This window comes from Acidovorax sp. GW101-11A03 (assembly GCF_059424825.1).
This window is the reverse complement of the sequence record NZ_JBWKZU010000018.1, coordinates 20,919-43,532: the sequence shown is the minus strand read 5'-3', so window position 1 is coordinate 43,532 and position 22,614 is coordinate 20,919. Positions and strand designations below refer to the sequence as shown.

The 22,614-nt window shown below is 67.2% G+C and carries 20 protein-coding genes; 9 read left to right on the top strand and 11 right to left on the bottom strand.

Going from position 1 to position 22,614, the window contains the following annotated elements; translation table 11 throughout:
* The first annotated feature begins 81 nt into the window (after positions 1-81).
* The 4 genes from AC07Z7_RS10020 to AC07Z7_RS10005 all read left to right on the top strand — a co-directional run bounded on the left by AC07Z7_RS10020 (position 82) and on the right by AC07Z7_RS10005 (position 4,135).
* A complete protein-coding gene (locus AC07Z7_RS10020) occupies positions 82-1,236 on the top strand; it encodes a branched-chain amino acid ABC transporter substrate-binding protein (RefSeq protein WP_494766160.1) in 1,155 nt (384 codons plus the stop codon).
* Positions 1,237-1,358: 122 nt separating this feature from the next.
* On the top strand, positions 1,359-1,607 hold the full coding sequence (locus AC07Z7_RS10015) for a hypothetical protein (protein ID WP_094290494.1): 249 nt from the start codon (positions 1,359-1,361) through the stop codon (positions 1,605-1,607).
* 58 nt (positions 1,608-1,665) lie between these two features.
* Positions 1,666-3,096 carry a tRNA adenosine(34) deaminase TadA gene (gene tadA / locus AC07Z7_RS10010; RefSeq protein ID WP_494766159.1) on the top strand — a complete coding sequence of 477 codons (1,431 nt, stop codon included), beginning with the start codon at positions 1,666-1,668 and terminating at the stop codon, positions 3,094-3,096.
* 55 nt (positions 3,097-3,151) lie between these two features.
* Positions 3,152-4,135 carry an LD-carboxypeptidase gene (locus tag AC07Z7_RS10005; protein WP_494766158.1) on the top strand — a complete coding sequence of 328 codons (984 nt, stop codon included), beginning with the start codon at positions 3,152-3,154 and terminating at the stop codon, positions 4,133-4,135.
* 59 nt (positions 4,136-4,194) lie between these two features.
* On the opposite strand, the gene AC07Z7_RS10000 is transcribed toward AC07Z7_RS10005, so the two are convergent.
* Positions 4,195-4,557: a hypothetical protein gene (locus AC07Z7_RS10000; RefSeq protein WP_252658205.1), complete on the bottom strand. Its 363-nt coding sequence runs from the start codon at positions 4,555-4,557 to the stop codon at positions 4,195-4,197.
* A 378-nt stretch (positions 4,558-4,935) separates the two neighbouring features.
* Here AC07Z7_RS10000 and AC07Z7_RS09995 point away from each other — a divergent pair, with 378 nt between their 5' ends.
* From AC07Z7_RS09995 to AC07Z7_RS09985, 3 genes are all read left to right on the top strand, one after another.
* Complete coding sequence (locus AC07Z7_RS09995) at positions 4,936-5,865, top strand: adenylate/guanylate cyclase domain-containing protein (protein WP_252658204.1); 930 nt, start codon at positions 4,936-4,938, stop codon at positions 5,863-5,865.
* A gap of 111 nt (positions 5,866-5,976) precedes the next feature.
* Entirely contained in the window at positions 5,977-8,523 is a 2,547-nt protein-coding gene (locus AC07Z7_RS09990; protein ID WP_494766157.1) for a penicillin acylase family protein, read from the top strand.
* Between the two features lie 23 nt (positions 8,524-8,546).
* Positions 8,547-9,557 carry an asparaginase gene (locus AC07Z7_RS09985; protein WP_494766156.1) on the top strand — a complete coding sequence of 337 codons (1,011 nt, stop codon included), beginning with the start codon at positions 8,547-8,549 and terminating at the stop codon, positions 9,555-9,557.
* Positions 9,558-9,612: 55 nt separating this feature from the next.
* Here AC07Z7_RS09985 and AC07Z7_RS09980 read toward each other — a convergent pair whose 3' ends face one another.
* Positions 9,613-10,233 carry a hypothetical protein gene (locus AC07Z7_RS09980; protein ID WP_494766155.1) on the bottom strand — a complete coding sequence of 207 codons (621 nt, stop codon included), beginning with the start codon at positions 10,231-10,233 and terminating at the stop codon, positions 9,613-9,615.
* A 243-nt stretch (positions 10,234-10,476) separates the two neighbouring features.
* Between AC07Z7_RS09980 and AC07Z7_RS09975 the strand changes: the two genes are divergently transcribed.
* Complete coding sequence (locus tag AC07Z7_RS09975) at positions 10,477-11,199, top strand: hypothetical protein (RefSeq protein WP_494766154.1); 723 nt, start codon at positions 10,477-10,479, stop codon at positions 11,197-11,199.
* Between the two features lie 72 nt (positions 11,200-11,271).
* On the opposite strand, the gene AC07Z7_RS09970 is transcribed toward AC07Z7_RS09975, so the two are convergent.
* The 5 genes from AC07Z7_RS09970 to AC07Z7_RS09950 all read right to left on the bottom strand — a co-directional run bounded on the left by AC07Z7_RS09970 (position 11,272) and on the right by AC07Z7_RS09950 (position 16,925).
* Positions 11,272-12,546 (bottom strand): acyl-CoA dehydrogenase family protein, encoded by a 1,275-nt coding sequence (locus AC07Z7_RS09970; protein WP_094290501.1) that lies wholly within the window; start codon positions 12,544-12,546, stop codon positions 11,272-11,274.
* Between the two features lie 58 nt (positions 12,547-12,604).
* Positions 12,605-13,690, bottom strand: a complete 1,086-nt coding sequence (locus tag AC07Z7_RS09965; protein WP_494766153.1) for a phosphotransferase — start codon at positions 13,688-13,690, stop codon at positions 12,605-12,607.
* Positions 13,691-13,721: 31 nt separating this feature from the next.
* Positions 13,722-14,441, bottom strand: a complete 720-nt coding sequence (locus AC07Z7_RS09960) for a Crp/Fnr family transcriptional regulator (protein WP_063460954.1) — start codon at positions 14,439-14,441, stop codon at positions 13,722-13,724.
* A gap of 159 nt (positions 14,442-14,600) precedes the next feature.
* On the bottom strand, positions 14,601-15,380 hold the full coding sequence (locus AC07Z7_RS09955; RefSeq protein WP_494766152.1) for an oxepin-CoA hydrolase, alternative type: 780 nt from the start codon (positions 15,378-15,380) through the stop codon (positions 14,601-14,603).
* Between the two features lie 21 nt (positions 15,381-15,401).
* Positions 15,402-16,925, bottom strand: a complete 1,524-nt coding sequence (locus tag AC07Z7_RS09950) for a 3-hydroxyacyl-CoA dehydrogenase (protein WP_494766151.1) — start codon at positions 16,923-16,925, stop codon at positions 15,402-15,404.
* Positions 16,926-16,997: 72 nt separating this feature from the next.
* On the opposite strand from AC07Z7_RS09950, the gene AC07Z7_RS09945 reads away from it, so the two are divergent.
* The gene (locus AC07Z7_RS09945; RefSeq protein WP_494766150.1) at positions 16,998-19,205 is read left to right on the top strand and encodes a hypothetical protein; all 2,208 of its coding nucleotides are present in this window, start codon (positions 16,998-17,000) and stop codon (positions 19,203-19,205) included.
* Positions 19,206-19,362: 157 nt separating this feature from the next.
* Here the strand turns inward: AC07Z7_RS09945 and AC07Z7_RS09940 are convergent, their stop codons facing one another.
* The 4 genes from AC07Z7_RS09940 to thiO all read right to left on the bottom strand — a co-directional run bounded on the left by AC07Z7_RS09940 (position 19,363) and on the right by thiO (position 22,477).
* Positions 19,363-20,271, bottom strand: coding sequence for a thiamine phosphate synthase (locus AC07Z7_RS09940; RefSeq protein WP_494766149.1), 909 nt, complete (start codon positions 20,269-20,271; stop codon positions 19,363-19,365).
* Complete coding sequence (locus AC07Z7_RS09935; protein ID WP_494766148.1) at positions 20,264-21,073, bottom strand: thiazole synthase; 810 nt, start codon at positions 21,071-21,073, stop codon at positions 20,264-20,266. The genes AC07Z7_RS09940 and AC07Z7_RS09935 overlap by 8 nt, the downstream gene beginning before the upstream one ends.
* Before the next feature lie 82 nt (positions 21,074-21,155).
* On the bottom strand, positions 21,156-21,353 hold the full coding sequence (thiS, locus tag AC07Z7_RS09930; protein ID WP_063460959.1) for a sulfur carrier protein ThiS: 198 nt from the start codon (positions 21,351-21,353) through the stop codon (positions 21,156-21,158).
* Positions 21,350-22,477: a glycine oxidase ThiO gene (thiO, locus tag AC07Z7_RS09925; RefSeq protein WP_494766147.1), complete on the bottom strand. Its 1,128-nt coding sequence runs from the start codon at positions 22,475-22,477 to the stop codon at positions 21,350-21,352. The genes thiS and thiO overlap by 4 nt, the downstream gene beginning before the upstream one ends.
* Positions 22,478-22,614: the final 137 nt, after the last annotated feature.

Sequence of the window (22,614 nt, the reverse complement as noted above, 5' to 3'; positions counted from 1 at the left end):
CATGGCTAGGATGCAGGGCTTGTTGTGTACAAGATCGGTGCACAACATGCCTGCATAGACTGATTTTGGAGACTCCGTACCGTGCTTCGTCCCGCTTTTGCTTCCTCGCCCCTGTTCCGCATTTCTGCCCTGACCGCCGTTGCGCTGGCCGCCAGCGTGGCTTCTGCGCAAGATGTGCAAACCGTCAAGATCGCCCACGCGGGCCCCGTGTCCGGCGGCATTGCCCATATCGGCAAGGACACTGAAAACGGCGTGCGCCTGGCCATTGACGACCTGAACGCCCAGAACCTCCTCATCGGCGGCAAGAAGATCAAGTTTGAAATTGCGGCCGAAGACGACGCAGGCGACCCACGCCAGGCCACCGCCGTGGCGCAAAAGCTGTGCGACCAGAAGGTGGCGGGCGTGGTGGGGCACCTGCAGTCGGGCACGTCCATCCCTGCATCGGCGATCTATGCCAAGTGCGATCTGCCGCACATCACGGCCTCGGCCTCCAACCCCGACCTGACCAAGCCCGGCCACAAGACCACCTTCCGCCTGATCGCCAACGACAACGCGCTGGGTGCAGCGCTGGCGCTGTTTGGTGCCGACCACCTCAAGCTCAAGAACGTAGCGATCATCGACGACCGCACGGCCTACGGCCAGGGTGTGGCCTCGGTGTTCAAGGCCACGGCCCAACAAAAGGGCCTGAAGGTGGTGGCGGAGGAGTTCACCAACGACAAGGCCACCGACTTCATGGCCATCCTCACCGGCATCAAGAACAAGAAGCCCGACGCGATCTTCTACGGCGGCCTGGACGCGCAGGCCGGCCCCATGCTGCGCCAGATGGAGCAGCTGGGCCTGGGCAACGTGAAGTTCTTTGGCGGCGACGCGCTGTGCACCGAGAAGCTGCCCGAGCTGTCGGGCAAGACCCCCGCGCTGAAGAACGTGACCTGTGCCACGGGCGGCGCGTCGGTGGACAAGATGCAGGGCGGCGCCGACTGGAAGAAGCGCTACGACGCCAAGTTCCCGGGCCAGTTCCAGATCTACAGCCCCTACGCCTATGACGCCGCCATGGTGTTGGCCGATGCGATGAAGCGCGCCAACTCGGTGGACCCCAAGGTGTTCACTCCCTTCCTGGCCAAGACCGAGTACAAGGGCGTGACGGCCAACATCGCCTTCACCGCCAAGGGCGAACTGACGACGCCCGCCGTGACGCTCTATACCTTCAAGGACGGCAGCCGCGTGGCGCTGAACTGAGGCCCGCTGCGTTAGCGACACCTTCAACGGCCGCCGCGAGCGGCCGTTTTTGCGTGCGGGGTTTGCATTTACAGTCGGTCGCTGAGCCAACGGGCGGCTGGTGCCCGGCAAGGAGCGGTCTTATGCGTGCAGTGTTTGGATTGGTGGGGCTGGTTGTGGTGCTGGCCATCGTGGGCCTGCTGGCCAAAAAGCAGTTGTCGGCCACGCGCGCCCCGGTGCCCGCGCTGCAGACGGCCCCGGGAGCCGCACCCGCATCGGCACCCCCGGCCACCGTGCGCGAGCAAAGCCAGCAGGTGCAGCAACAGGTCAAGCAGCAAATGGAAGGCCTGATGCAGCAGGCGCGCCCCATGCCCGAGGATGCCGCCAAATAATGAATAAAAATGGCCGCTTCCGCGCGGCTGTATTCATTTTATTGCTATTAATATTGAAATGATGGGCAAAAACCCCGACGACACCCACTGGATGCGCCTGGCCCTGGCCGAGGCGCAGGTGGCCGCGCAGGCGGGCGAGGTGCCCGTGGGCGCCATCGTGGTGAAGGACGGCAAGGTGATTGCCACGGGCCGCAATGCCCCGGTGCAGGCCCACGACCCCACGGCCCACGCCGAGATCGTGGCGTTGCGCGCCGCAGCCCAGCAGCTGGGCAACTACCGGCTCGACGGCTGCAGCCTGTATGTGACGCTGGAGCCCTGCGCCATGTGCAGTGGCGCCATGCTGCATGCGCGCCTGGCCCGCGTGGTCTATGGCGCGGAGGAACCCAAGACGGGCGCCGCTGGCTCAGTGCTCAACCTGTTCGCTCACGCCGAGATCAACCACCAGACCGAGGTACTGGGCAGCGTGCTGGCCGACGAATGTGGCAGCCTGCTGAGCGGCTTTTTTGCAGAGCGCCGCCGCCAGCAGCGCGCGGAAGCGCTGGCCCGCCACCCGCTGCGCGACGATGCACTGCGCACGCCCGATGCCGCGTTTGCCGATTTGCCCGGTTACCCGTGGGCGCCGAAGTACATCAGCGACCTGCCCAGCCTGGCGGGCCTGCGTTTGCACTATCTGGACGAAGGCCCGCCAGACCCGGCGATGGCGCCCCGCACCTGGCTGTGCCTGCACGGCAACCCGGCCTGGAGCTACCTGTACCGCCGCATGCTGCCCGCCTTTCTGGCCGCAGGCGACCGCGTGGTGGCGCCCGACCTGATCGGCTTTGGCAAAAGCGACAAGCCCAAGAAGGAGGGCGCCCACCAGTTCGAATGGCACCGTCAGGTGCTGCTGGAGCTGATTGAAAGGCTCGATTTGCGCGACGTGGTGCTGGTGGTGCAGGATTGGGGCGGCATTCTGGGCTTGACGCTGCCCATGGCGATGCCCGAGCGGTTCAACGGTGTGCTGGTGATGAACACCTTGCTGGCCACGGGCGACGCGCCACTGCCAAAGGGTTTTGTGGACTGGCGTGCGATGTGCCGCGACAAGCCGCTGTATGGGGTAGGGCGCCTGCTGGCGCGTGGCAACCCACACCTGAGCCCGACCGAATGCGCAGCCTACGATGCGCCGTTCCCTGATAAAGGCTACCGTGCCGCGCTGCGCGCGTTCCCCGAACGCGTGCCCGCCGCCACCGAAGACCCGGGCGCGGCCTTGTCGCGCGCGGCCCGCGATTTCTGGCAGCGCCAGTGGCAGGGCCAGACCCTGATGGTGGTGGGCGCGCAAGACCCGGTGCTGGGCCTGCCTACCATGCGCGCGCTGCAGCAAACCATCCACGGCTGCTCCGAGCCCGTGGTGCTGCCGGATGCGGGCCACTTTGTGCAGGAGCATGGCGAGGTGATCGCCGCACGGGCTGTGGAATACTTCTCGTTTCCTGGCGCTGGCAGCTCTAACGGCTGACACAGCGCCAGACCTCTCTTTTTGACGGAGCAGGCCCTCGGCGGGTCTGAGCGCTTTGCACGACCACGATCACGACCATTCCCTGTGCGACCACGACCACGGTCCCAAGCACATCTACGTCTATTCGCCCTCCAGCGCCGTGCGCGACAAGGCGGCCTTCAAGCGCGGCATTGCGCGGCTCAAGGCCCTGGGCCACGAGGTCGAGGTGGACGCCGATGCGCTGGCCACCCACACCCGCTTTGCAGGCGACGACGAGACGCGGCTGGCCGCCATCCACCGCGCTGCCGCCAGCGGGGCCGACGTGGCGCTGATCTCGCGCGGTGGCTATGGCCTCACACGCATCCTGCCGGGCATCCGCTACAAGGCCGTAGCCAAGGCCATCGACAAGGGCATGCACTTTGTGGGGGTGAGCGACTTCACCTCCTTCCAGCTTGCAGTGCTGGCCAAGACCGGCGCCACCACCTGGGCTGGCCCCTCGCTGGGGGCGGATTTTGGCGTGGCGGGCGAGCCCGACGACATCATGGAAGCCTGCTTTGACGACCTGCTCACCGGCCATGGTGAAGGCACGGGCTGGCGCATGCACAACGAGAAGCCCAACGCCACCACGGGCAAGCCCGTCGTGCCCAACGTGTATGTGAAAAGCGGCACGCTGTGGGGCGGCAACCTGTCGGTGCTGGCTGCGCTGGTGGGCACGCCGTATCTGCCACAGATCAAGGGCGGGGTGCTGTTCATCGAGGACGTGCACGAGCACCCCTACCGCATCGAGCGCATGCTCACCCAGTTGCTGCACGCTGGTGTGCTCGCCCAGCAAAAGGCCGTGGTGCTGGGGCAGTTCACCAACTTCAAGCTGGCGCCGCACGACAAGGGCTACAAGCTGCAGTCGGTGGTGGACTGGCTGCGCAGCCAGATCAAGGCGCCGGTGCTCACAAACCTGCCGTTCGGGCATGTCGAGACCAAGGTGCTGCTGCCGGTGGGGGCGACGGTGTCGCTGTCGGTGGAGGCGCGTGATGCGCTGATCTACTGGGGGCACCAGCACTGAGGCCACTGAGGCAAGTGGACCGGGCCGGAGAGTGTGGCCCAAGGGGCCGCTAGGCTGGCTTAGAAATTCCGGAACCGGGGTTCCTGTGGTGCCTGGGGGGTGCGCAGGGACAGCGGCAATTGACCCTGGAACAAGGGGGTGACGTGGTCCAGCACCTTCTGGGCGACGGCCTCGCCCCGCAAGGGCACCAGGGTGTCAAACAGATCGATGCGCAGATACCACAGCGCTTCGATGTCGCCCGCATACCGCAGCCGCATGTTCATGCGCGCCACTTCGCAGCCCGATACGCCCATCAGGCCTTGCAGCATCGCCTGGCGCACTTCCTCCAGCCCCTGGTCGCGCACCCAGGCCGTCGAAGACGGCTTGTCACGGCCGAGCAGGTCGTGCAGGTTGTTGCGGAGATTGGGTTTGTTCCAGCGCATGGGCAGGGCGCACAACGTTTTTTGTAACAGGGTCGGTCAAATTAAGCGGGAGCGAGGATTGACGCAAGGGTGGTGCTCCTGTTTTTGTATAAAGACAACACGCCAGCCCCGTTTGTTGCGAACTTTTACGTATTTCGCGCAGTTGCTTGCAATGCCCTGACACCGCTTGGGCATGCCATGTACTAAGTAGTGTGTGGATGGGGCTTGAAGGTGCATGCGTTCCCTTTTGCCCCTGGCCAGGTGCCCGGAGGTGGGTGGCCTGGAGCGCGCTGGTGGAGGCGCCACACCCGGCTCAGGATTGTTGACGCTTGGGTGGGTGCGTCTTCGTTGAGCTTGCACTAAACTGATTCACATGATGTTACTAATAGGCCATCGTTCATGAGCGTGCTGTCAACGGTGGTCTTCGCGGACATTTCGGGCAGTACCTCGTTGTACGAAACGCTGGGCAACGAGCGTGCCACGGAAGCCGTGACGCAGGTCACCCAGTGGATTGCTGACACCATCGAAACCCACGGGGGGCGGGTGGTCAAGAAGCTGGGCGACGGCGTGTTGTGCGTGTTTGGCGACGCGGCCGGGGCCGTTTCGGCCACCACCACCATGCTGCGCCAGCACCAGGAGCGGCTGGGCCGCTGGCCGCAGCCGCTGCGCATGGACATCCGCGTGGGCGTGGCCAGTGGCGAGGTGGTGGATGTGGATGGCGATTGTTATGGCGACGCGGTCAACGTGGCCTCCCGCCTGTGCGAGCGGGCCGGGCCCGCCGAAATCTGGGCCACCGAGACCACCGTGCTGCTCGCTGGCTCGGCGCCCGATGCCTGGTACCGCAAGCTCGGCCACATGGAGATCCGGGGCAAGGCCGAACTCCTCATGCTCTACCAGGTGGAGTGGCGCGAGAACGAAGAACCCGACTCCCTCACCATGCAGGCGGCGCTGGCCAGCAGTTTTGCCCCGGTGGACCCGATCCTGGGGGAAATCCAGTTTTCGTGGCATGGGGTGAACATGTCGTTCACCTCGTCGGACGCCCCCGTGCATGTGGGGCGCGCCAACCATGCGCAGCTGTGCATCAATGATCCCCGGGTGTCGCGCCTGCATGCACGCATCGACTGGCGCAACAGCGGTTTTGTGCTCACCGACATGAGCAGCTTTGGCACCTGGGTGCGGTTTGAAGGCAGCGATTCGCCCGTGCGGCTGCGCCGCGATGCCTGCATCCTGCACGGCAATGGGCAGATAGCTCTGGGCGTGCCTTTTACAGAACCCAGCGCGCCGGTCATGAGCTTCCAGGTGGTGGGCACCAGCGTGCACCTGGGCTGATCGTTTTGCCCACTGCAGGTTCGATGCCGCAGGCTGCTGGTCTGCAGGCGTCCCAAGGGACGTGCGGCTAAACACTCAGATGACACAACACAACAGCAGGAGAGACAAGACATGGCGTGGATGAAGCGGACGGCCGTCGGGCTGGTGGTGGCGGCGTTGCTGGCGGGCACGGGCGCGGCGGTGTATGTGCAGCGCAGCTTTGCGGTGGTGGATGGCACGCTGCAAGTGCCTGGGTTGCGCGACGCCGTGCGTGTGCAGCGTGACCCATCGGACGTAACCCATGTGCGCGCGCAGACCCCGCAGGATGCCTGGTTTGCCATGGGCTATGTGCATGCGCAGGAACGCACCTGGCAGCTTGAATTCAACCGCCGGGTCATGCATGGCGAGCTGTCCGAGGTGTTTGGCTCGGCCACCGTCGAGACCGACAAGCTCATGCGTGCGCTCGACATCATGGGCGTGGCCAAGCGCCAGTACGCGGGCCTGCCCCAATACGCCAAGGACGCGCTGCAGGCCTACAGCCAGGGCATCCACGCCTTCCACAAAAATCGCCCGCAGGCGCTGCCGCCCGAGTTCCATGTGCTGGGCGTGCAGCCCGGCGGCGCGCAGGGCACGGTGTGGGAGCCCGAAGACAGCGTGGGGTGGGCGCTGATGATGGCGCTGGACCTGGGTGGCAACTGGGGCACCGAATTTGCGCGCCTGTCGGTGGCGCGCACGCTCGACACGGACCGCCTCTGGCAGCTGATGCCGCCCTATCCGGGCGAAAAGCCCGCCGCCTCGGCTGACCTGGCAGCGCTGTACCGCCAGCTGGGCGTGTACCGCGCGGCAGATGCGGGCTCCACTGCGGCGGCGCAGGGCAGTGCGGTGGACGCGGTCAGTCGCAAGTCGGAAGGCCCGCTGGCCCGCCAGATCAGCACCGGCATGCTGGCCTGGGCCGACGAGCTGACCCGCAACGCGGGCACCAACGAAGGCAAGGGCAGCAACAACTGGGTGCTGGCGGGCTCGCGGACCGTGAGCGGCAAACCCCTGCTCGCCAACGACCCGCACCTGGGCCTGTCGGCCCCGGCCATCTGGTACTTCGCCGGGCTGCAGGCGCCTGCAGGGCAGGCCTCGGACGGCACGCCCATTGCCGCCATCGACGTGGTGGGTGCCACCTTGCCGGGCCTGCCCTTTGTGGTGCTGGGCCGCACCGACAAGGTGGCCTGGGGCTTTACCAACACCGGCCCGGATGTGCAGGACCTGTACCTGGAGCAGATCAACCCGGCCGATGCCACGCAGTACCGCACACCCGAGGGCTGGGCGCCGTTCACCGTGCGCAAGGAGACCATCCGCGTCAAGGGCGAGGCCGACGTGGTGCTGCAGCTGCGCAGCACCCGCCACGGACCGGTGCTGAGCGACGTGCAGAAGTCGCACGCCGAGGTGCTGGACCTGGGCAAGTACGTGCTGGCGCTGCGCTGGAGCGCGCTGGACGACGACAACCAGACGGTGCTGGCAGGCTTCAAGACCAACCAGGCCAAGAGCGTGGACGAGCTCTTTGCAGGCTTGGCCCACTACCACTCACCCATGCAGAGCGTGGTGGCGGCCGACGACCAGGGCACCATCCGTTTCAAGGCCGCTGGCCGCGTGCCGGTGCGCGATGCGGCCAACGACATCCGGGGCGTAGCGCCATCGCCCGGCTGGGATGCACGCTACGACTGGAAGGGCTGGCTGCCCTACGAACAGACCCCGCAGGACGATGGCAACAAGGGCTGGGTGGCTACCGCCAACCAGCGCGTGACGGCGCCCGGCTACCCGCACTTCCTCACGCAGGACTGGGCCTTGCCCTACCGCTACGACCGCATCGCTCAGCTCATCGAAGCCACCCCCAAGCACGACGCAGCCAGCATGCAGGCGATCCACCGCGATGTGGCCTCGCTCGCCACGCGGCGCTTGCTGCCGTACCTGCAGCAGGCGCAGTCCGCGCACCCGCTTGCCGCTGCGGCGCAGAAGGAGCTGCAGGGCTTTGACGGCGTGATGGACGCGGGCCGCGCCGCGCCGCTGATCTTTGTGGCCTGGACGGACGAACTGGCACGGGGCCTCATCGTCCCGCGCATTGGCGAGGGCCGCTTCAAGGCCACTTACGGCAAGCGCGACTACCGTGCGGCCATCGAAGGCATCCTGGAGCGCAACGACAGTTGGTGGTGCCAGCCTGCGACCTGCGCCGAGCAATCCGCCGCCGCCCTGGGGCGCGCGCTCGACCGCCTGCAGGCCACCTACGGCGCAGACCCTGCCCAGTGGCGCTGGGGCGCAGCCCACCCCGCGCTCAGCGTGCACCGGCCTTTTGGCAATGTGCCTGCGCTGGCCCGCTTCTTTGACGTGAGCGTGCCATCGCACGGAGACTCGTACACCGTGAACGTGGGCCAGTACAACGCCGGCGAGGCCAAGGGGCCTTATGTGAACCGCCACGCCGCGTCGCTGCGCGCGGTGTATGACCTGGCGGACCTGGAGCAGTCGCGCTTCATCTACCAGACCGGCCAAAGCGGCCTGGTGTTTTCGCCACGCTACCGCGACATGAGCACCACCTGGGCCGACACCGGCTACCGCGCCCTGCAGCGCCAGCCCGCGCGCTGGGCGCACAGCCTGACGCTGGCCCCCGCAACCCCTCCCACCACCGCACGCTAAGGCCGCTGCCAGGAATCATCGCCATGGGTTTTGTTCCGTTGATCGAAGTCAGCCGGGGCGGCTTGCCCGAGTGCCAGCACTGGGGCGCCGTGGCCGTGGCCAACCGCCAGGGCCAGGTGCTGGCACAGGTGGGAGATCCCTATACGGTCACTTTCACCCGCTCCACCATCAAGGCGTTTCAGGCGCTGCCCTTCATGCAGTCGGGCGGGGCCCGCGCGCTGGGCTGGGGGCCGGGCGAACTGGCGCTGCTGTGCGCCAGCCACAACGGCGAGCCCATGCATGTGGAACAGGCCGACCGCATGCTGGCCAGCGTGGGGCAGGACTACCACGCGCTGCGCTGCGGCTGCCACCGCCCCCTGTTCGCCGAGCTGGGCCTGGGCACATTGCCCCAGGGTTTTGTGCCCGACGAGCGCCACAACAACTGCAGCGGCAAACACGCGGGTTTTGTGGCGCATTGCGTGCAGCAGGGGCTGCCGCTGGAGGATCACCTGGACCCCGCCCATCCGCTGCAGGTGGCCATCCGCAACCACGTGGCGCAGGCGGTGGGGCTCGCTCCCGATCGGCTCGCCATGGGCATCGACGGTTGCTCGGCGCCCAACTACGCCATGCCGCTGGCGCACCTGGCGCGGGGCTACGCCCGGCTGGCCGGTGGCGCGCCCGACACCGACCTGCACGAAAGCCTGACCACGCTGGCCGACGCCATGGTGGCGCGGCCCGAGCTGGGCTCAGGCACAGGGCGGCACGACCTGGAGTTCATGCAGGTGGGGCAGGGCGACTGGGTGTCCAAGACGGGCGCCGACGGCGTGCAGGTGGTGGGCAGCCGCAGCCGGGGCGAGGCCTTTGCGCTCAAGATCATGGACGGCAACATGGTCGCCCAGGTGGCTGCCGCCGTGGAGGTGATGGACCAGCTTGGCTGGCTGAACGCTGGCCAGCGCGAGGCCCTGGCATGGCGGCGCTCTGCGCACATCGTCAACGCCAAGGGGCTCACGGTGGGCGCGCGGCGCGCGGTGTTCAGGCTGCAAAAGACGGGCTGAAGCCCCCGGCGCCCGGGATCGGGGAAAAATTTGAATAAAAAGTGCCGTCTCCGCGCTAAGGATAAGCGCTTGCAGCTATAAAAAATGTAGCAGATGATTCCGTGTCTGGCAGCACATAGACCACGCCGGGCCCCAGCCCGAACAGCGGGGCGATGTGCTTGTTGTAGAACGCCTCGGGCGCATTCACGCAGCCATAACTGATGCGCTTGTCGCGTGTGCTGCCGCTGGCCAGGCGCTGGTGGCGGCGCTCGGAGGCGCTGACGCTGCGCACCCGGTGCAGCGACACGGCCGAGTCGTAGTCGATCCACACAATGTCTTCCCCGCGCAGGTTGCGGCCCGGTTCGGTCACAAAACGGCCTGCGGGCGTGGTGCGCTCCTCCGGCCGGATCTGCGCCAGCGGCCGCGTGCCCAGGTCGGGCGCCGACCGGTCGCCCCGTGCCGCGCCCAGCAGCACCGGCGCACTGCCCTGCCACTGCCCTTGGGCCGAAAACACATGGATGCGGGCCCAGGGCTTGTCAATCACTGCAAAAGGCAAGCCCTGGTGGTCGCCCGTGTCCGTGGCCCAGCGCACCAGCTGCCGTGCCGTGGCCGAGGCATCGGCGGGCAGCGCCAGGGAGGCCAGCGGAGACGAGGCCAGCGTGCAACCCAGGGAAAAAAAGGCAAGACGGCGGTTCATGGTGAAAACATGCAAGTGAGCCAAACGCTGTGCCCCATCCACGGCCGACGAAACCGGCGCGGCGCAAGGCCAGTGCACCCGTGGGGCTTGCTGTGTCGGGCCACCGGGTGCGTCCCCCTTCGGGCAGGGCGCCGCAGGCGACTCAGGGCGGCTTTTCCCTCGGGGGGGCTTTCTCCGGCAGCGAATGCCCCCAATAATGCCCGTACCCGTGACTCTTGCGAAGCACTCCGCTTCCCCCTGGCCATGTTCGATCGCCTGCGCAAAGCCTTCAGCCCGTCCAGCGGCTCCGCCGCCCGGCCCGTCACCAACAAGGAAGTGGCCCGCTGGGCCGCGTCGCAACAGCTGGCCATCGTGCCGTCGGCCACCGAGGGGCACTTCGACCTGGGGGGCGACGTGGGCGGCCACCCCTGGCGCCTGGAATGTGGTGCCCCCACACGCGACTATGTGCGGGGCCTGGAGCTGCGCGGTCGCGCCGACGTGGGCGCCGACCCGGACGCCGCCGTGATGGTGCTCAACCGCTCCTTGCACGAGGCACTGGAGGGCAGCGCCTACAACGCCATCACCGACACGCTGCAGACCACGGTGAACACCAGCCTGCCCGAAGAAATGCGCTGGCTGGCCATGTACGAAGAGATGACCTGGCCCGGCCTGCCCGCGTCCTTCCGCCAGCATTTCGCGGTGATTGCCGAGCGCATCGAGGTGGCCCAGCGCTGGATCCACGCGCCCGTGGTGTCGCAGCTGCTCAACTTCCTGGAAGGCGAACACAGCGCCGCGCGTGCGCAGTCTCCCCTGGTGCTGATGCTGGTGCGCGGCAAGGTCTACCTGCGCATGGAACACACCGAGCGCAGCCTGCCCGAAATTGCACACGCCACCCAGATGCTGCTGATAGGCGCCCAGGCCGCAATGCAGAACCTGCCGCCCATGTCGGTGGCGGGGCCGGATGATTTGCCGAATGTGGAGCGGTAAACCCCCTCGCCATGCCGACCCAAAAAGCAAACGGGGCCTGTGGCCCCGTTGTTCATTGTGTTGCCCGCGCGATCAAGCCCCGCGCGTGATCGGCACCCCCGCATCGCGGCCGTAGGTGCCGTACTTGCCCAGCTCCCACTTGGCGATCGCGTTGCGGTGCACTTCGTCCGGGCCGTCGGCAAAACGCAGCGTGCGTGCACCGGCGTAGGCATAGGCCAGCGGGAAGTCGTCGCACATGCCGCCGCCGCCGTGCACCTGCATGGCCCAGTCGATGACCTGGCAGGCCATGCTGGGGGCGACGACCTTGATCATGGCGATTTCGGTCTTGGCGACCTTGTTGCCAGCCACGTCCATCAGCCAGGCGGCCTTGAGGGTGAGCAGGCGGGCCATGTCGATCTTGCAGCGGGCTTCGGCAATGCGCTCTTGCGTCACGGTCTGCTGGGCCACGGTCTTGCCAAAGGCGGTGCGTGAGGAGGCGCGCTTGCACATCAGCTCCAGCGCGCGTTCGGCCAGGCCAATGAGGCGCATGCAGTGGTGGATGCGACCGGGGCCCAGGCGCCCTTGTGCGATCTCGAAGCCACGGCCTTCGCCCAGCAGGATGTTGGAGACGGGCACGCGCACGTTCTCGAAGGTCATCTCGACGTGGCCGTGGGGGGCGTCGTCATAGCCCATCACGTTCAGCGGGCGGATGATGGTGATGCCCTTGGTGTCGGCGGGCACCAGCACCATGCTTTGCTGCGAGTGCTTGGGCGCCTCGGGGTCGGTCTTGCCCATGGTGACGAACACCGCGCAGCGCGGGTCGGCCGCGCCGGAGATCCACCACTTGCGGCCGTTGATCACGTACTCGTCGCCCTGGCGCTCGATGCGCGTCTCGATGTTGGTGGCATCGCTCGACGCCACATCGGGCTCGGTCATCGCAAAGGCCGAGCGGATCTTGCCTTCGAGCAGGGGCTTGAGCCAGCGGGCCTTGTTGGCCTCGTCGCCGTAGCGGGCAATGGTTTCCATGTTGCCCGTGTCGGGGGCGGAGCAGTTGAACACTTCACTGGCCCATTGCACGCGGCCCATGATTTCGGCCAGGGGCGCGTACTCCTGGTTGGTGAGGCCCGCGCCTTCGTAGCCCGAGGCGGCGGCACTGTCCACTGGCAGGAACAGGTTCCACAAACCGGCGGCCTGGGCTTTGGGCTTGAGGTCTTCGATGGTTTTGAGCGCGCTCCAGCGTTTGCCCGCTGCCGTGTTGGCCGCCAGTTCAGCGGTGTAGGTGGCTTCGTTCGGGTAGATGTGGTCATCCATGAACTGGAGCAGCTTGGCCTGCAGTTCCTTGGTTTTGGGCGAGTAGTCAAAGTCCATGGGTTTCTTCTCCGTTGGTAATCGTGGGGCGGCGCCTGTGCTTCTGCCTGTGTTGTTCTCAGCCGCGCTGTGCAAACGACCAGGCCAGCTCGGCCATGGGTCGTGCGGTGTCCCCCGAGGCCTTGGCCTGCGCGCTGGACGCGGTGCCCGCTTCGACGCGCTTGGCAATGCCCTGGAGGATGGCCGCGATGCGGAACATGTTGTAGGCGAGGTAAAAGTTCCAGTCGGCGCGCAGCGCCTCGGGCGTGGCGATGCCGGTGCGTTCGCAATACAGGCGGATGTAGCTGTCTTCGCTGGGGATGCCGAGCGCGGCCAGGTCTTGTCCCGCGATGCCCCGGCCCATGGCGGCGGGGATGTGCCAGCTCATGCAGTGGTAGCTGAAGTCGGCCAGCGGGTGGCCCAGGGTGGACAGCTCCCAGTCGAGCACGGCGATCACGCGCGGCTCGGTGGGGTGGAACATGAGGTTGTCCAGCCGGTAGTCGCCATGCACGATGGACACCTGGCTTTCATCCCGCGCGCTGGCGGGCATGTGGGCGGGCAGCCATTCCATGAGCTTGTCCATTTCGGGAATGGGCTGCGTGATGGAGGCGACGTACTGCTTGCTCCAGCGGCCGATCTGGCGCTCGAAGTAGTTGCCAGGCTTGCCGTAGCTGGCCAGGCCACGGTCTGCAAACTTCACGGTGTGCAGCGCGGCAATCACGCGGTTCATCTCGTTGTAGATGGCACCGCGCTCAGCCTGCGACATGCCGGGCAGGGACTGGTCCCACAGCACGCGGCCCTGCATGCACTCCATCACGTAGAAGGCGCGGCCGATGACCGACTCGTCCTCGCACAGCACGAACATGCGCGGCACGGGCACGTCGGTGCCGTACAGGCCGCTCATCACCGCAAACTCGCGCTCGATGGCGTGGGCCGAAGGCAGCAGCTTGGCCACCGGGCCGGGCTTGGCGCGCATCACATAGCTGGTGGTGGGCGTGATGAGCTTGTAGGTGGGGTTGGACTGCCCGCCCTTGAACATCTCCACCGTCAGGGGGCCCGCAAAGCCCTTCATGTTCTGCGAGAGCCAGGTGCTTAGCGCGGCGGTGTCGAACGCGTGCTGCTCGGAAACGGGCCGGGTGCCCACGAAGTGGTCAAAGTTGCTCATGAGAGGGCGGAGAGTTTGTTGTTGTTGCTCTTCAGTTGTCGGTTTCCGCAATGCGCATGAGTGCCTCGCGGTCGCGCACCACCAGGCCGCCCGGCTCGATGCGGATGGCATCCTCGCGCTCCATGGCTTTCAGCTCCTGGTTCACGCGCTGGCGCGATGCGCCCAGCAGCTGTGCCAGCTCTTCTTGCGCCAGTTGCAGCCCGATGCGCATCTCGCTGCCGTCCGACAGGCTGGGAATGCCGTAGCTGCGCACCAGGTGCACCAGCTGCTTGGCCAGCCGCGCGCGCAAGGGCAGGGTGTTGAGGTCTTCCACCAGGCCGTAGAGCTGGCGAATGCGCCGCGCGTGCAGGCGCAGCATGGCCTCGTAGAACTCCACGTGCGAGGCCAGGATCTTCTTGAAATCGGACTTGGCCACGCACAGGATGGTGGTGTCGCCATGCGCATAGGCGTCGTGCGTGCGCCGGTCCCCGTCGAAGATCGCCACGTCGCCGAACCAGATGCCCGGCTCCACATAGGTCAGCGTGATCTGCTTGCCCGAGATGGATGTGGAGCTCACCCGCACCGCACCGCGTGCGCAGGCAATCCACTCCTCGGGTGGATCGCCGCGTGCGCAGATCAGGGCGCCGTCCTTGAAACGTTTGACGTATGCACATCGGAGGATGTCGTGGCGTAGCGAAGGTGAGAGGGAAGAAAACCAGCGACCGGAGTTGATCGCTTCACGTTCTTCGATAGTAAGAATCGGGTCGTCCATGGTCTGTCTTTTGCGTGACTGGTAACGGGCCCATTGTCGCGTGAGGGACCTGGGCAAAGCGTCAGGGTTGTCACCTGCGCGTCTGCGCAGCCGCGCAGCAAAAAGCCCCTGGCGGCCGGTTCGACTGCCAGGGGCTTGGGAGGGTGAATGGGTAGCGGCTTACTCGTAGCGCGGCACGCGTTTTTCGAGAAAGGCGGAAATGCCTGCGCCACCGTTGGCGTGGTGCAGGTTCTTCACGAATTGGTCGCGTTCATGGCCCAGGTGCTGAGTCAGGCTGGCGTGGGGCGCTTCGTTCAGCAGCTCCTTGATGCTGGCCAGGGCGTTGGGGGCCTTGGCGTTGAGCTGTTCGGCCAGGGCGAGCGCAGCATCCAGTGCAGAGCCCGCCTCGGCCACGCGGTTGACCAGGCCCAGGGCATGCAGGCGCTCTGCACCAATGCGGTCACCGCACATGAGTATCTCGGTGGCAATCTGGCGGGGCAGGGCCTGCGACAGGCTCCAGCTCGCCCCCCCATCGGGCGACAGTGCCACGTTGCTGTAGGCCATCACGAACACGGCATTGCGTGCCGCCACGATGAAGTCGCAGGCCAGCGCCAGCGAAAAACCCGCGCCGGCCGCCGCGCCTTCCACCGCCGCAATCACCGGCTTGGGGTAGGTGCGGATGGTCTCGATCCAGTTGTGCAGCCCTTCGATACTTTGGGCCTGCACCTCGGGCGGCTGCTGGCGGTTGGCCAGCAGCCGCTGCAGGTTGCCGCCCGAGCAGAACATGCCGTCGGACCCGGTGATGACCACGCTGCGGATGTCGGCGCTGCTCTCGGCCACGCTCAGCGCCTCCACGCCTGCCGCGTACATCGACGGGTCGATGGCGTTGCGCCGCTCGGGGTTGCTCAGGGTCAGGATCAGGGTCTGGCCCTGGCTGGTGCTTCGGAGTTCTGCGGGCATGGGTGGCCTTGGTGCGGGCGTTCAGTTTTCTTCTACATGCGTGAGGCTCAGGCCGATGGCACCGCGCCGGCGCAGCCACGGGCTGGGGCGGTAGCGGGTGTCGCCATACACGGTCTGCATGTTGAACAACACTTCGAGGATGTTCGTGGGGCCCCAGCGGTCGCCCATGGCCAATGGGCCCAGCGGGTAGCCCAGGCCCAGGGTGACGGCGGTCTCCAGGTCCTTGGGCGAGCAGATGCCTTGCTGGCAGATGTCGGTCGCGATGTTGACGATGGTGGCCACCACGCGCTGGGTAACAAAGCCACCGCTGTCGCGGATCACGCTCACGGCCTTGCCGTCGCGCGCAAACAGCGCATGTGCCGCATTGCGGATGTCCACGCGCGTGGCGGGGTTGGTGGCCAGCACGCGGCGTTTGGTGGCGGCGTCGTCGATGAGCATGTCGATGCCGATGGTGCGCGCCGGGTCCAGCCGCTCCACCACGGCCACTGTGGTCACGTCAAAGCCCAGCGGCGCCACCAGCGTGATGGCGTGGGGTGAGGGGGATTGGCCCGTCTCGATGGTGGCGCCCAGGTCCTTGAGCAACTGGTACAGCTCGGCGCGCCGGGCAGCACGCGGAGACACCCAGACGGGCGGGATGTCGTTGACCACAGGCACTGGGGCTTCGGCGGGCACCTGTGCTACGCCGTCCACATAGCGGTAGAAGCCTTCGCCCACCTTCTTGCCCACGACGCCACCGGCCAGGCGCTGCGCCGTGATCACGCTGGGGCGAAAGCGAGGCTCGTCGTAGTACTGGCGGTAGATGGATTCCATCACCGGGTGGGAGACGTCGAGCGCCGTGAGGTCCATCAGCTCGAATGGCCCGAGCTTGAAGCCCACCTGGTCGCGCAGGATGCGGTCGATGGTGGCGAAGTCGGCCACGCCTTCGCCCACGATGCGCAGCGCCTCGGTGCCAAAACCACGCCCGGCGTGGTTCACGATGAAGCCGGGCGTGTCCTGCGCCTGCACGGGCGTGTGGCCCATTTGCTTGGCATAGGCGGCCAGGGCGGTGCACACGGCGGCATCGGTCTTGAGCCCGGCAATCACTTCCACCACCTTCATGAGTGGAACCGGGTTGAAGAAGTGGAAGCCTGCCAGGCGCTCGGGCCGCTGCAGGCCCGCGCCGATGGCGGTGACGGACAGGGAGGAGGTGTTGGTGGCCAGCACGGCATCCGGGCGGACCACGGCCTCCAGCTCGGCAAACAGCGCCTTCTTCACGTCCAGGCGCTCCACGATGGCCTCCACCACCAAATCGCAGCTCGCCAGGTCGGTCACGGCCTTGACGGGGTGCAGCCGCGCTACCAGCTCGCTGGCCTGCGCGGCATCGATGCGGCCTTTGGCCACCAGTTTGTTCCATTGTTCCTGGAGTGCTGCCTGGGCCGCATCAGCGGCGCCGGGGTTGGCATCCAGCAGAAAAACCTGGCTGCCGGCCTGGGCTGCGATTTGGGCAATGCCCCGGCCCATGGCGCCGGTGCCCACGATGGCGATGGTGGGAAACTGAATTTTCATAGCGCCATTATGGCTCTGGCCTTATCTGGGACTTGTGTGCAAGAATGCCTCAGACCAGGAACAGAACTTATTGTGAAAATCCGTAACACTATTTTTGGGCCGGGGCTGTGGGTGTTCGCAGCTGGTGCGTCGGCACTGTCGCTGGGCAGTGGCAGCGGCACGGTGGTGTTGGGATCTCCTGTCGATCTGACGTTTGAATTGCAGCCCGACCCGGGTTCGGATGTCGCGTCTTCCTGCGTCTCAGCGAAGCTGGTGGCGGGCGACAACGCGATTGGCGACAGCAAGGTGCGCGTCATCCCCCTGCCTGAAGTGCGGGGGCGCCCATCGGGTGTGCGGGTCATGGCATCCGTTTCCCTGGATGAACCCGTGCTCACCGTGACCCTCACGGCCGGGTGCGCTGGCAAAACCACACGCACATACACATTTCTCTCTGACCTTCCGACCACTGCCACGCGCTCGGCCTCGGCGCTTCCGGTGGATCTGTCGCGTCTGCCCGCTGCCAGAGGGGGCGAGACCGTCCAGCCCCCGGCGGCGGCACCAGACAGCCGTGCGGTACCAGCCCCTGCCGACAGGCAAGCCACGCGCCAACCCCCGGCACCCCGGGCGCCCACCGTGGCACGGCCTGCGTCCCCGACCCCTGCGCGGCCTGTTGCCCGCGCACCGGCCCCCACCAAGGCCTTGGCGGCTGGGGCCGCGCCCGCCCAGCGCCCCCGCCTGGTGCTGGAGCCCCTGGACATCTGGCTGGACAGCCCGGTCCCGCTGCGTTCCAGCACCGAACTCATGGTCACGCCGTCCGAGGAAATGTCGGTGCAGCGCGCACAAGCCATTGCGCTGTGGAAGTCGCTGAACGCGCAGCCAGAAACCCTGCTCAAGGACAGCGAGCAACTGAAAACGCTGGAGTCCGAGGCCGCAGCCCTGCGCGCGCAGGCCGCCAAAGACCGTGCTGCCGCCGCGCAGTTGCAGCAGCAGCTGGAGTTGGCAGAGCAAGAGCGCTTTCCGGCGGCCATCGTGTATGCGCTGGGGGCCTTGTTGGCGCTGGCCCTGCTCGGGGTTGCGTGGATGTGGGTGCGCCTGCGCAATGCCTCCCAGAACGCTGCTCGGGCCTGGGGCGACTCGGTAGCCCTGGGCGCGCGCGATGCCGCCGTGGCCGAGGAAACGCTGGGCCTGGCACCCCATCCCGCAGATTCCTGGCTGCCGTCCGACACCCAGCCTTTGCCCGACGAAGGCCCCACCTCCACGGGGCCGTCGTCGCCAGTCACCGTCCCTGCGCCCAGCCCGGTGCCGGTGGCGGCGGTAGCCAGCAGCGCTGCCACCAAACCCCCGGTGGTCAGCGCACCTGTGCCGCTGCCCAGGCCACCGGTGGCGTCGCCATCACCTGCTGCGGCATCGGCATCGCTGCACATCGTCAACCCCGAAGAGCTTTTTGACATCCAGCAGCAGGCTGAATTCTTCATTTCGGTGGGCGAGCACCAGCAGGCCATCGAGGTCTTGAAGAACCACATCGCAGAGCACCGCGAGACTTCGCCGCTGGCCTATCTGGAGCTTTTGCAGCTGTACCACACGCTCAGCCGCGTGGACGAGTTTGCCCAGCTGCGTGCGCAGTTCATGCAGTCCTTCAATGCGCAGGTGCCGGAGTTTTCCGGCTTCCACCGCACGGGGCGCATGCTCTATCACTACACCGACGCGCTGGCCGAGATCGAAGCTGCGTGGACATCCGCCGAAGTGCTGGGGTTGCTGGAGAAGTTCCTGTTCCGCCGCACCGGGGCCGAAGCGGTGGAGCCGTTTGACCTGGCGGCCTACGACGACCTGCTGCTGCTGCTGTCCATCGCGCAGACCACCCCTGCCAGTGCACGGGGCGAGCCCCCGCCGCGCAAGCGGACCACCCCGCTGGCACCGCCCCGGGTCGAAGCCCTGGTGGCCGAACCGTCCGTGGCCTCTGCTCCGGCAGTGGCTGCATCGTTGCGGGATGACGCGCCGCTGGATTCGCTCGCAGCCAGCCTGGAGTTTGACTTTGGGGCCATGCCGCCACGCACTGCCCCGGCGAACAACAGCGCCCCCGTGTCCACCGCCCCGGCGGCCATGGGCGCAGACAGTGGCAATGTCCCCCTAGATCTCGACCTGTCCGAACCCCTGCACCTGACCCTCAGCGACCTTCCGCCCGTGCCGGTGACGCCCCCGCCATCCTCCGGGCAGGCCGTGGGTTTTGGCATGGAGAACGACCTGATGGAACTGCGGCTGGAACTGGAGCAGATGAAACACAAGGCCGATCGCAGCAAGTAAAAGGCCTGGGCCAGCGGCCCAAGGCCTGCTGTGGCGCCTCGGCTCGCGCTGCGTGGGCGACATCAGGTGGGTTGGATGCCACGTCAATGCACCGCCGCCGCAGCATGGCGCAGCACTTTCAGACCCTGGTGTTGTGTGCCAGGCCCTGGGGCAGCCTTCAGATGGGCGTGGGCGCCATGTGCTGCATCAACTGGGCCGCAGCGCTTTCAGGATCTGCCGCGTTCACCAGCGCCCGCACCACGGCGATGGAGCCCACCCCCGTGGCCAGCACCTGCGCAAACTGCTCGGCGCCAATGCCGCCAATGGCCACCTGCGGGTAGTGCCGCATCAGCCGCGCATACACCCCCAGCCGGCCCACGCCCTGGGGCGCCGTGGCCATTTTCTTGAGCGTGGTCGGGAACACGGCCCCCATGGCGATGTAGCTGGGGCCCACGGCATCGGCGCGCACCATTTCGGCATAGCCGTGGGTGCTGACGCCCAGGCGCAGGCCCGAGTTGCGCAGCGCCTGCAACTCGTCGGCTTTCAGCGCATCCAGGTCTTCCTGGCCCAGGTGGATACCGTAGGCACCCGCGTCGATGGCCACGCGCCAGTGGTCGTTGATGAACAGCAGCGCACCCGTGCCCTGCACGGCCAACACGGCGGCGCGCACTTCCCGTTCAATCGCGGCCGCATCGTCGGACTTGAAGCGCAACTGCACCGTGGGCACACCTGCGCGGGCCATGCGGCCCACCCAGGTGGCGTCCGGCAGCACGGCGTACAGGCCCAGGCGCTCGGGGCAGGGCGCGAACTGGTGGGCGCGGGGCAGAGGCTGCAGGCCGAAGTCCTCAGGGGCGTCAGGCCACACCTCGGGCTGCGCCGCGCCAGTGCGCAGGGCGCGCGCCTGCCACGCCCGGGCCAGGCATTCGGCGTCGTGGGCGATGAAGCCCAGCTGGCTGCAGGCTTGCAGCGCGGCCAGGTAGACCGGCTCGTGCGAGGTGGGGGCAGGCACGGGCTCGGGTGCAAAACCCGCAAAGGTGGCTGCGTGGTGGCTCAGGATGGCGTGCGCCAGGGCGGGGGTGTCATGCATGGGCGTGGTGCCAGAAAGGGGTACCCAGCACGGGGGTGCTGGGCTGGGCGGCGTCCTGCGCGGCCATGGCGCCTGCCAGGCGCGCTGCGCGCCCGGCGCCCACGGCATCGGCAAATGCACCAGCCATGGCCACGGGGTCCTGCGCCAGGGCCACGGCGGTGTTCAGCAGCACGCCGTCATAGCCCCATTCCATGACCTGGCAGGCGTGCGATGGAAGGCCCAGGCCCGCGTCCACCAGCATGGGCACATTCAGGCGCTCGCGCAGCGTCTGCAGCGCGTAGGGGTTGACGGGGCCCCGGCCGGTGCCGATGGGGGCGGCCCAGGGCATCACGGCCTGGCAGCCCACATCCACCAGGCGCTGGCACAGCACCAGGTCTTCGGTGCAGTAGGGCAGGACCTGAAAGCCTTCCTTGATGAGGTGTTCGGCCACGCCCACCAGGTTCAGCGTGTCGGGCTGCAGGGTGTAGTCGTCGCCGATCAGCTCCAGCTTGATCCACGGGGTGTTGAACACCTCGCGTGCCATCTGGGCGGTGGTGATGGCCTCTTGCGCGCTGTGGCAGCCAGCGGTGTTGGGCAGCACGGGCACATTGAGCTTGCGCAGCAGCTCCCAGAAGCTGCTGCCGCTTTCGGCCGGGTTGCTGCCCTGGCGGCGCAGCGAGGCGGTGACCATGGCGGGCTGCGCGCGCAACACGGCGGCTTCGAGCACGGCGGGCGAGGGGTAGCGCGAGGTGCCCAGCAACAGGCGGCTGGTGAACTGCTGGCCGTACAGCACCAGCGGGTCTTGGGGCGTCGGAGTGGTCATGTGTTTACTATGTTTTTGATAGCTATCAGGGCTTGATGGACGCGCGCAGAGGGCCTATTTTCTTCAAATTTCAGGCGCTGCATCAGCCCCCGGTCACGGGCGAGATGATTTCCACGCGGTCGCCGGGCTGCAGCCGGTGGGCGGCGTAGGCGGTGTTGGGCACAAAGGTGGTGTTCACCGCCACGGCAAAAGGCGGGCGCGCCGCGATGGCGGCCACGGCGTCGGCCACGGTGGCGCCTTCGGGCAGTTCGTGCGGGGTCTGGTTGATGGAGATGTTCATGCGAGAGCGGCAGCGCTGGTGGCGGGCACGGATGCAGGGGCCAGGTCCAGCGCGAGGTCAAAACGTTGCGAAAGCTGCGATTGTCCTGTGTTCAGCACTTCCAGGGTCACATCCAGCATCGCCGGGGCGATCATGAAGCCATGGCGGTACAGGCCGTTGATCTCCAGCACGCCCGGCTGCGTCTGGCGGATGGCGGGCAGGTTGTCGGGCAGCGTGGGGCGGCACTGCGTGGCCAGCTCCAGGATGCGGCCTTCGGCAAAGCCGGGGTGCACGGCATAGGCAGCGCTCAGCAGTTCCAGCGTGGAGCGCACGCTCGCGGGCGAGAGGTCGTCGGATTCGATCTCGGTGGCGCCGATGACAAACAGGTGGTCTTGTTTGGGTGCGATGTAGATGGGGTAGCGCGGATGCACCAGGCGTGTGGGGCGCTGCAGCGTCACATCGGGCGCGTGGATGCGCACCACCTCGCCGCGCACGCCGCGCAGCGCACTCCACTGGCCCTTGGCGCCCAGGCCCCGGCAGTCCAGCACCCAGTCGGGCTGGCCGGGGGCACCGGGGCTGAAGGTGTCGGGCGACTGCGGGCTGTGCCAGTGCGCACGCACGCCCAGGCGTTGCATCTCCACCACCAGCGCCGCCAGCAGTTGGCGGTTGTCCAGCTGGCCCTCACCGGGCAGGTAGAGGCCTTGGGCGAAGCGGTGGGCCAGCGTGGGCTCGGCCTGGGCCAGGCCGTCGCTGTCCAGCTTTTCAAGCCGGGGCAGCTCGGGCACGGTGTGCTGGTTGGCCTCCAGCTGGCGCGTCAGGCGCTGGGCTTCGGCGGCATCCTGCCGGTGCCACACGATCAGCGTGCCTGCTTGCTGGAAGAACACCGGCTCGGCCAGCGGCGCCAGCAGCTGCGGCCAGCGGGCCAGGGCGTGGTGGCCCATGCGCACCACGCCGGGTTCGGTGATGGCCGATTCGGCCAGAGGCGCGAGCATGGCGGCGGCCACTGTGGCGGCTGAGCCTTCGGCGGCGGGGCTGCCCGCGTCATGGATGTCCACGCGGTGGCCCTGGCGGGCCAGCTCCACTGCAAGCAGGCGGCCCATGAGGCCTGCGCCCAGGATGGCAAAGGAGGAGGGTGGCAGTGGCATAGGCGTTGTGGTCTGTCCGTGTGCCGCAAACGAGGTGCGAGCAAGGTGCATGGGGACAAAACGGGGCTGTGCCGCTTGAAAAGAAACTCCCCACGCCAGCATGACCTGGATCGGGTAGCGGGGCCATGGTGTGCAGT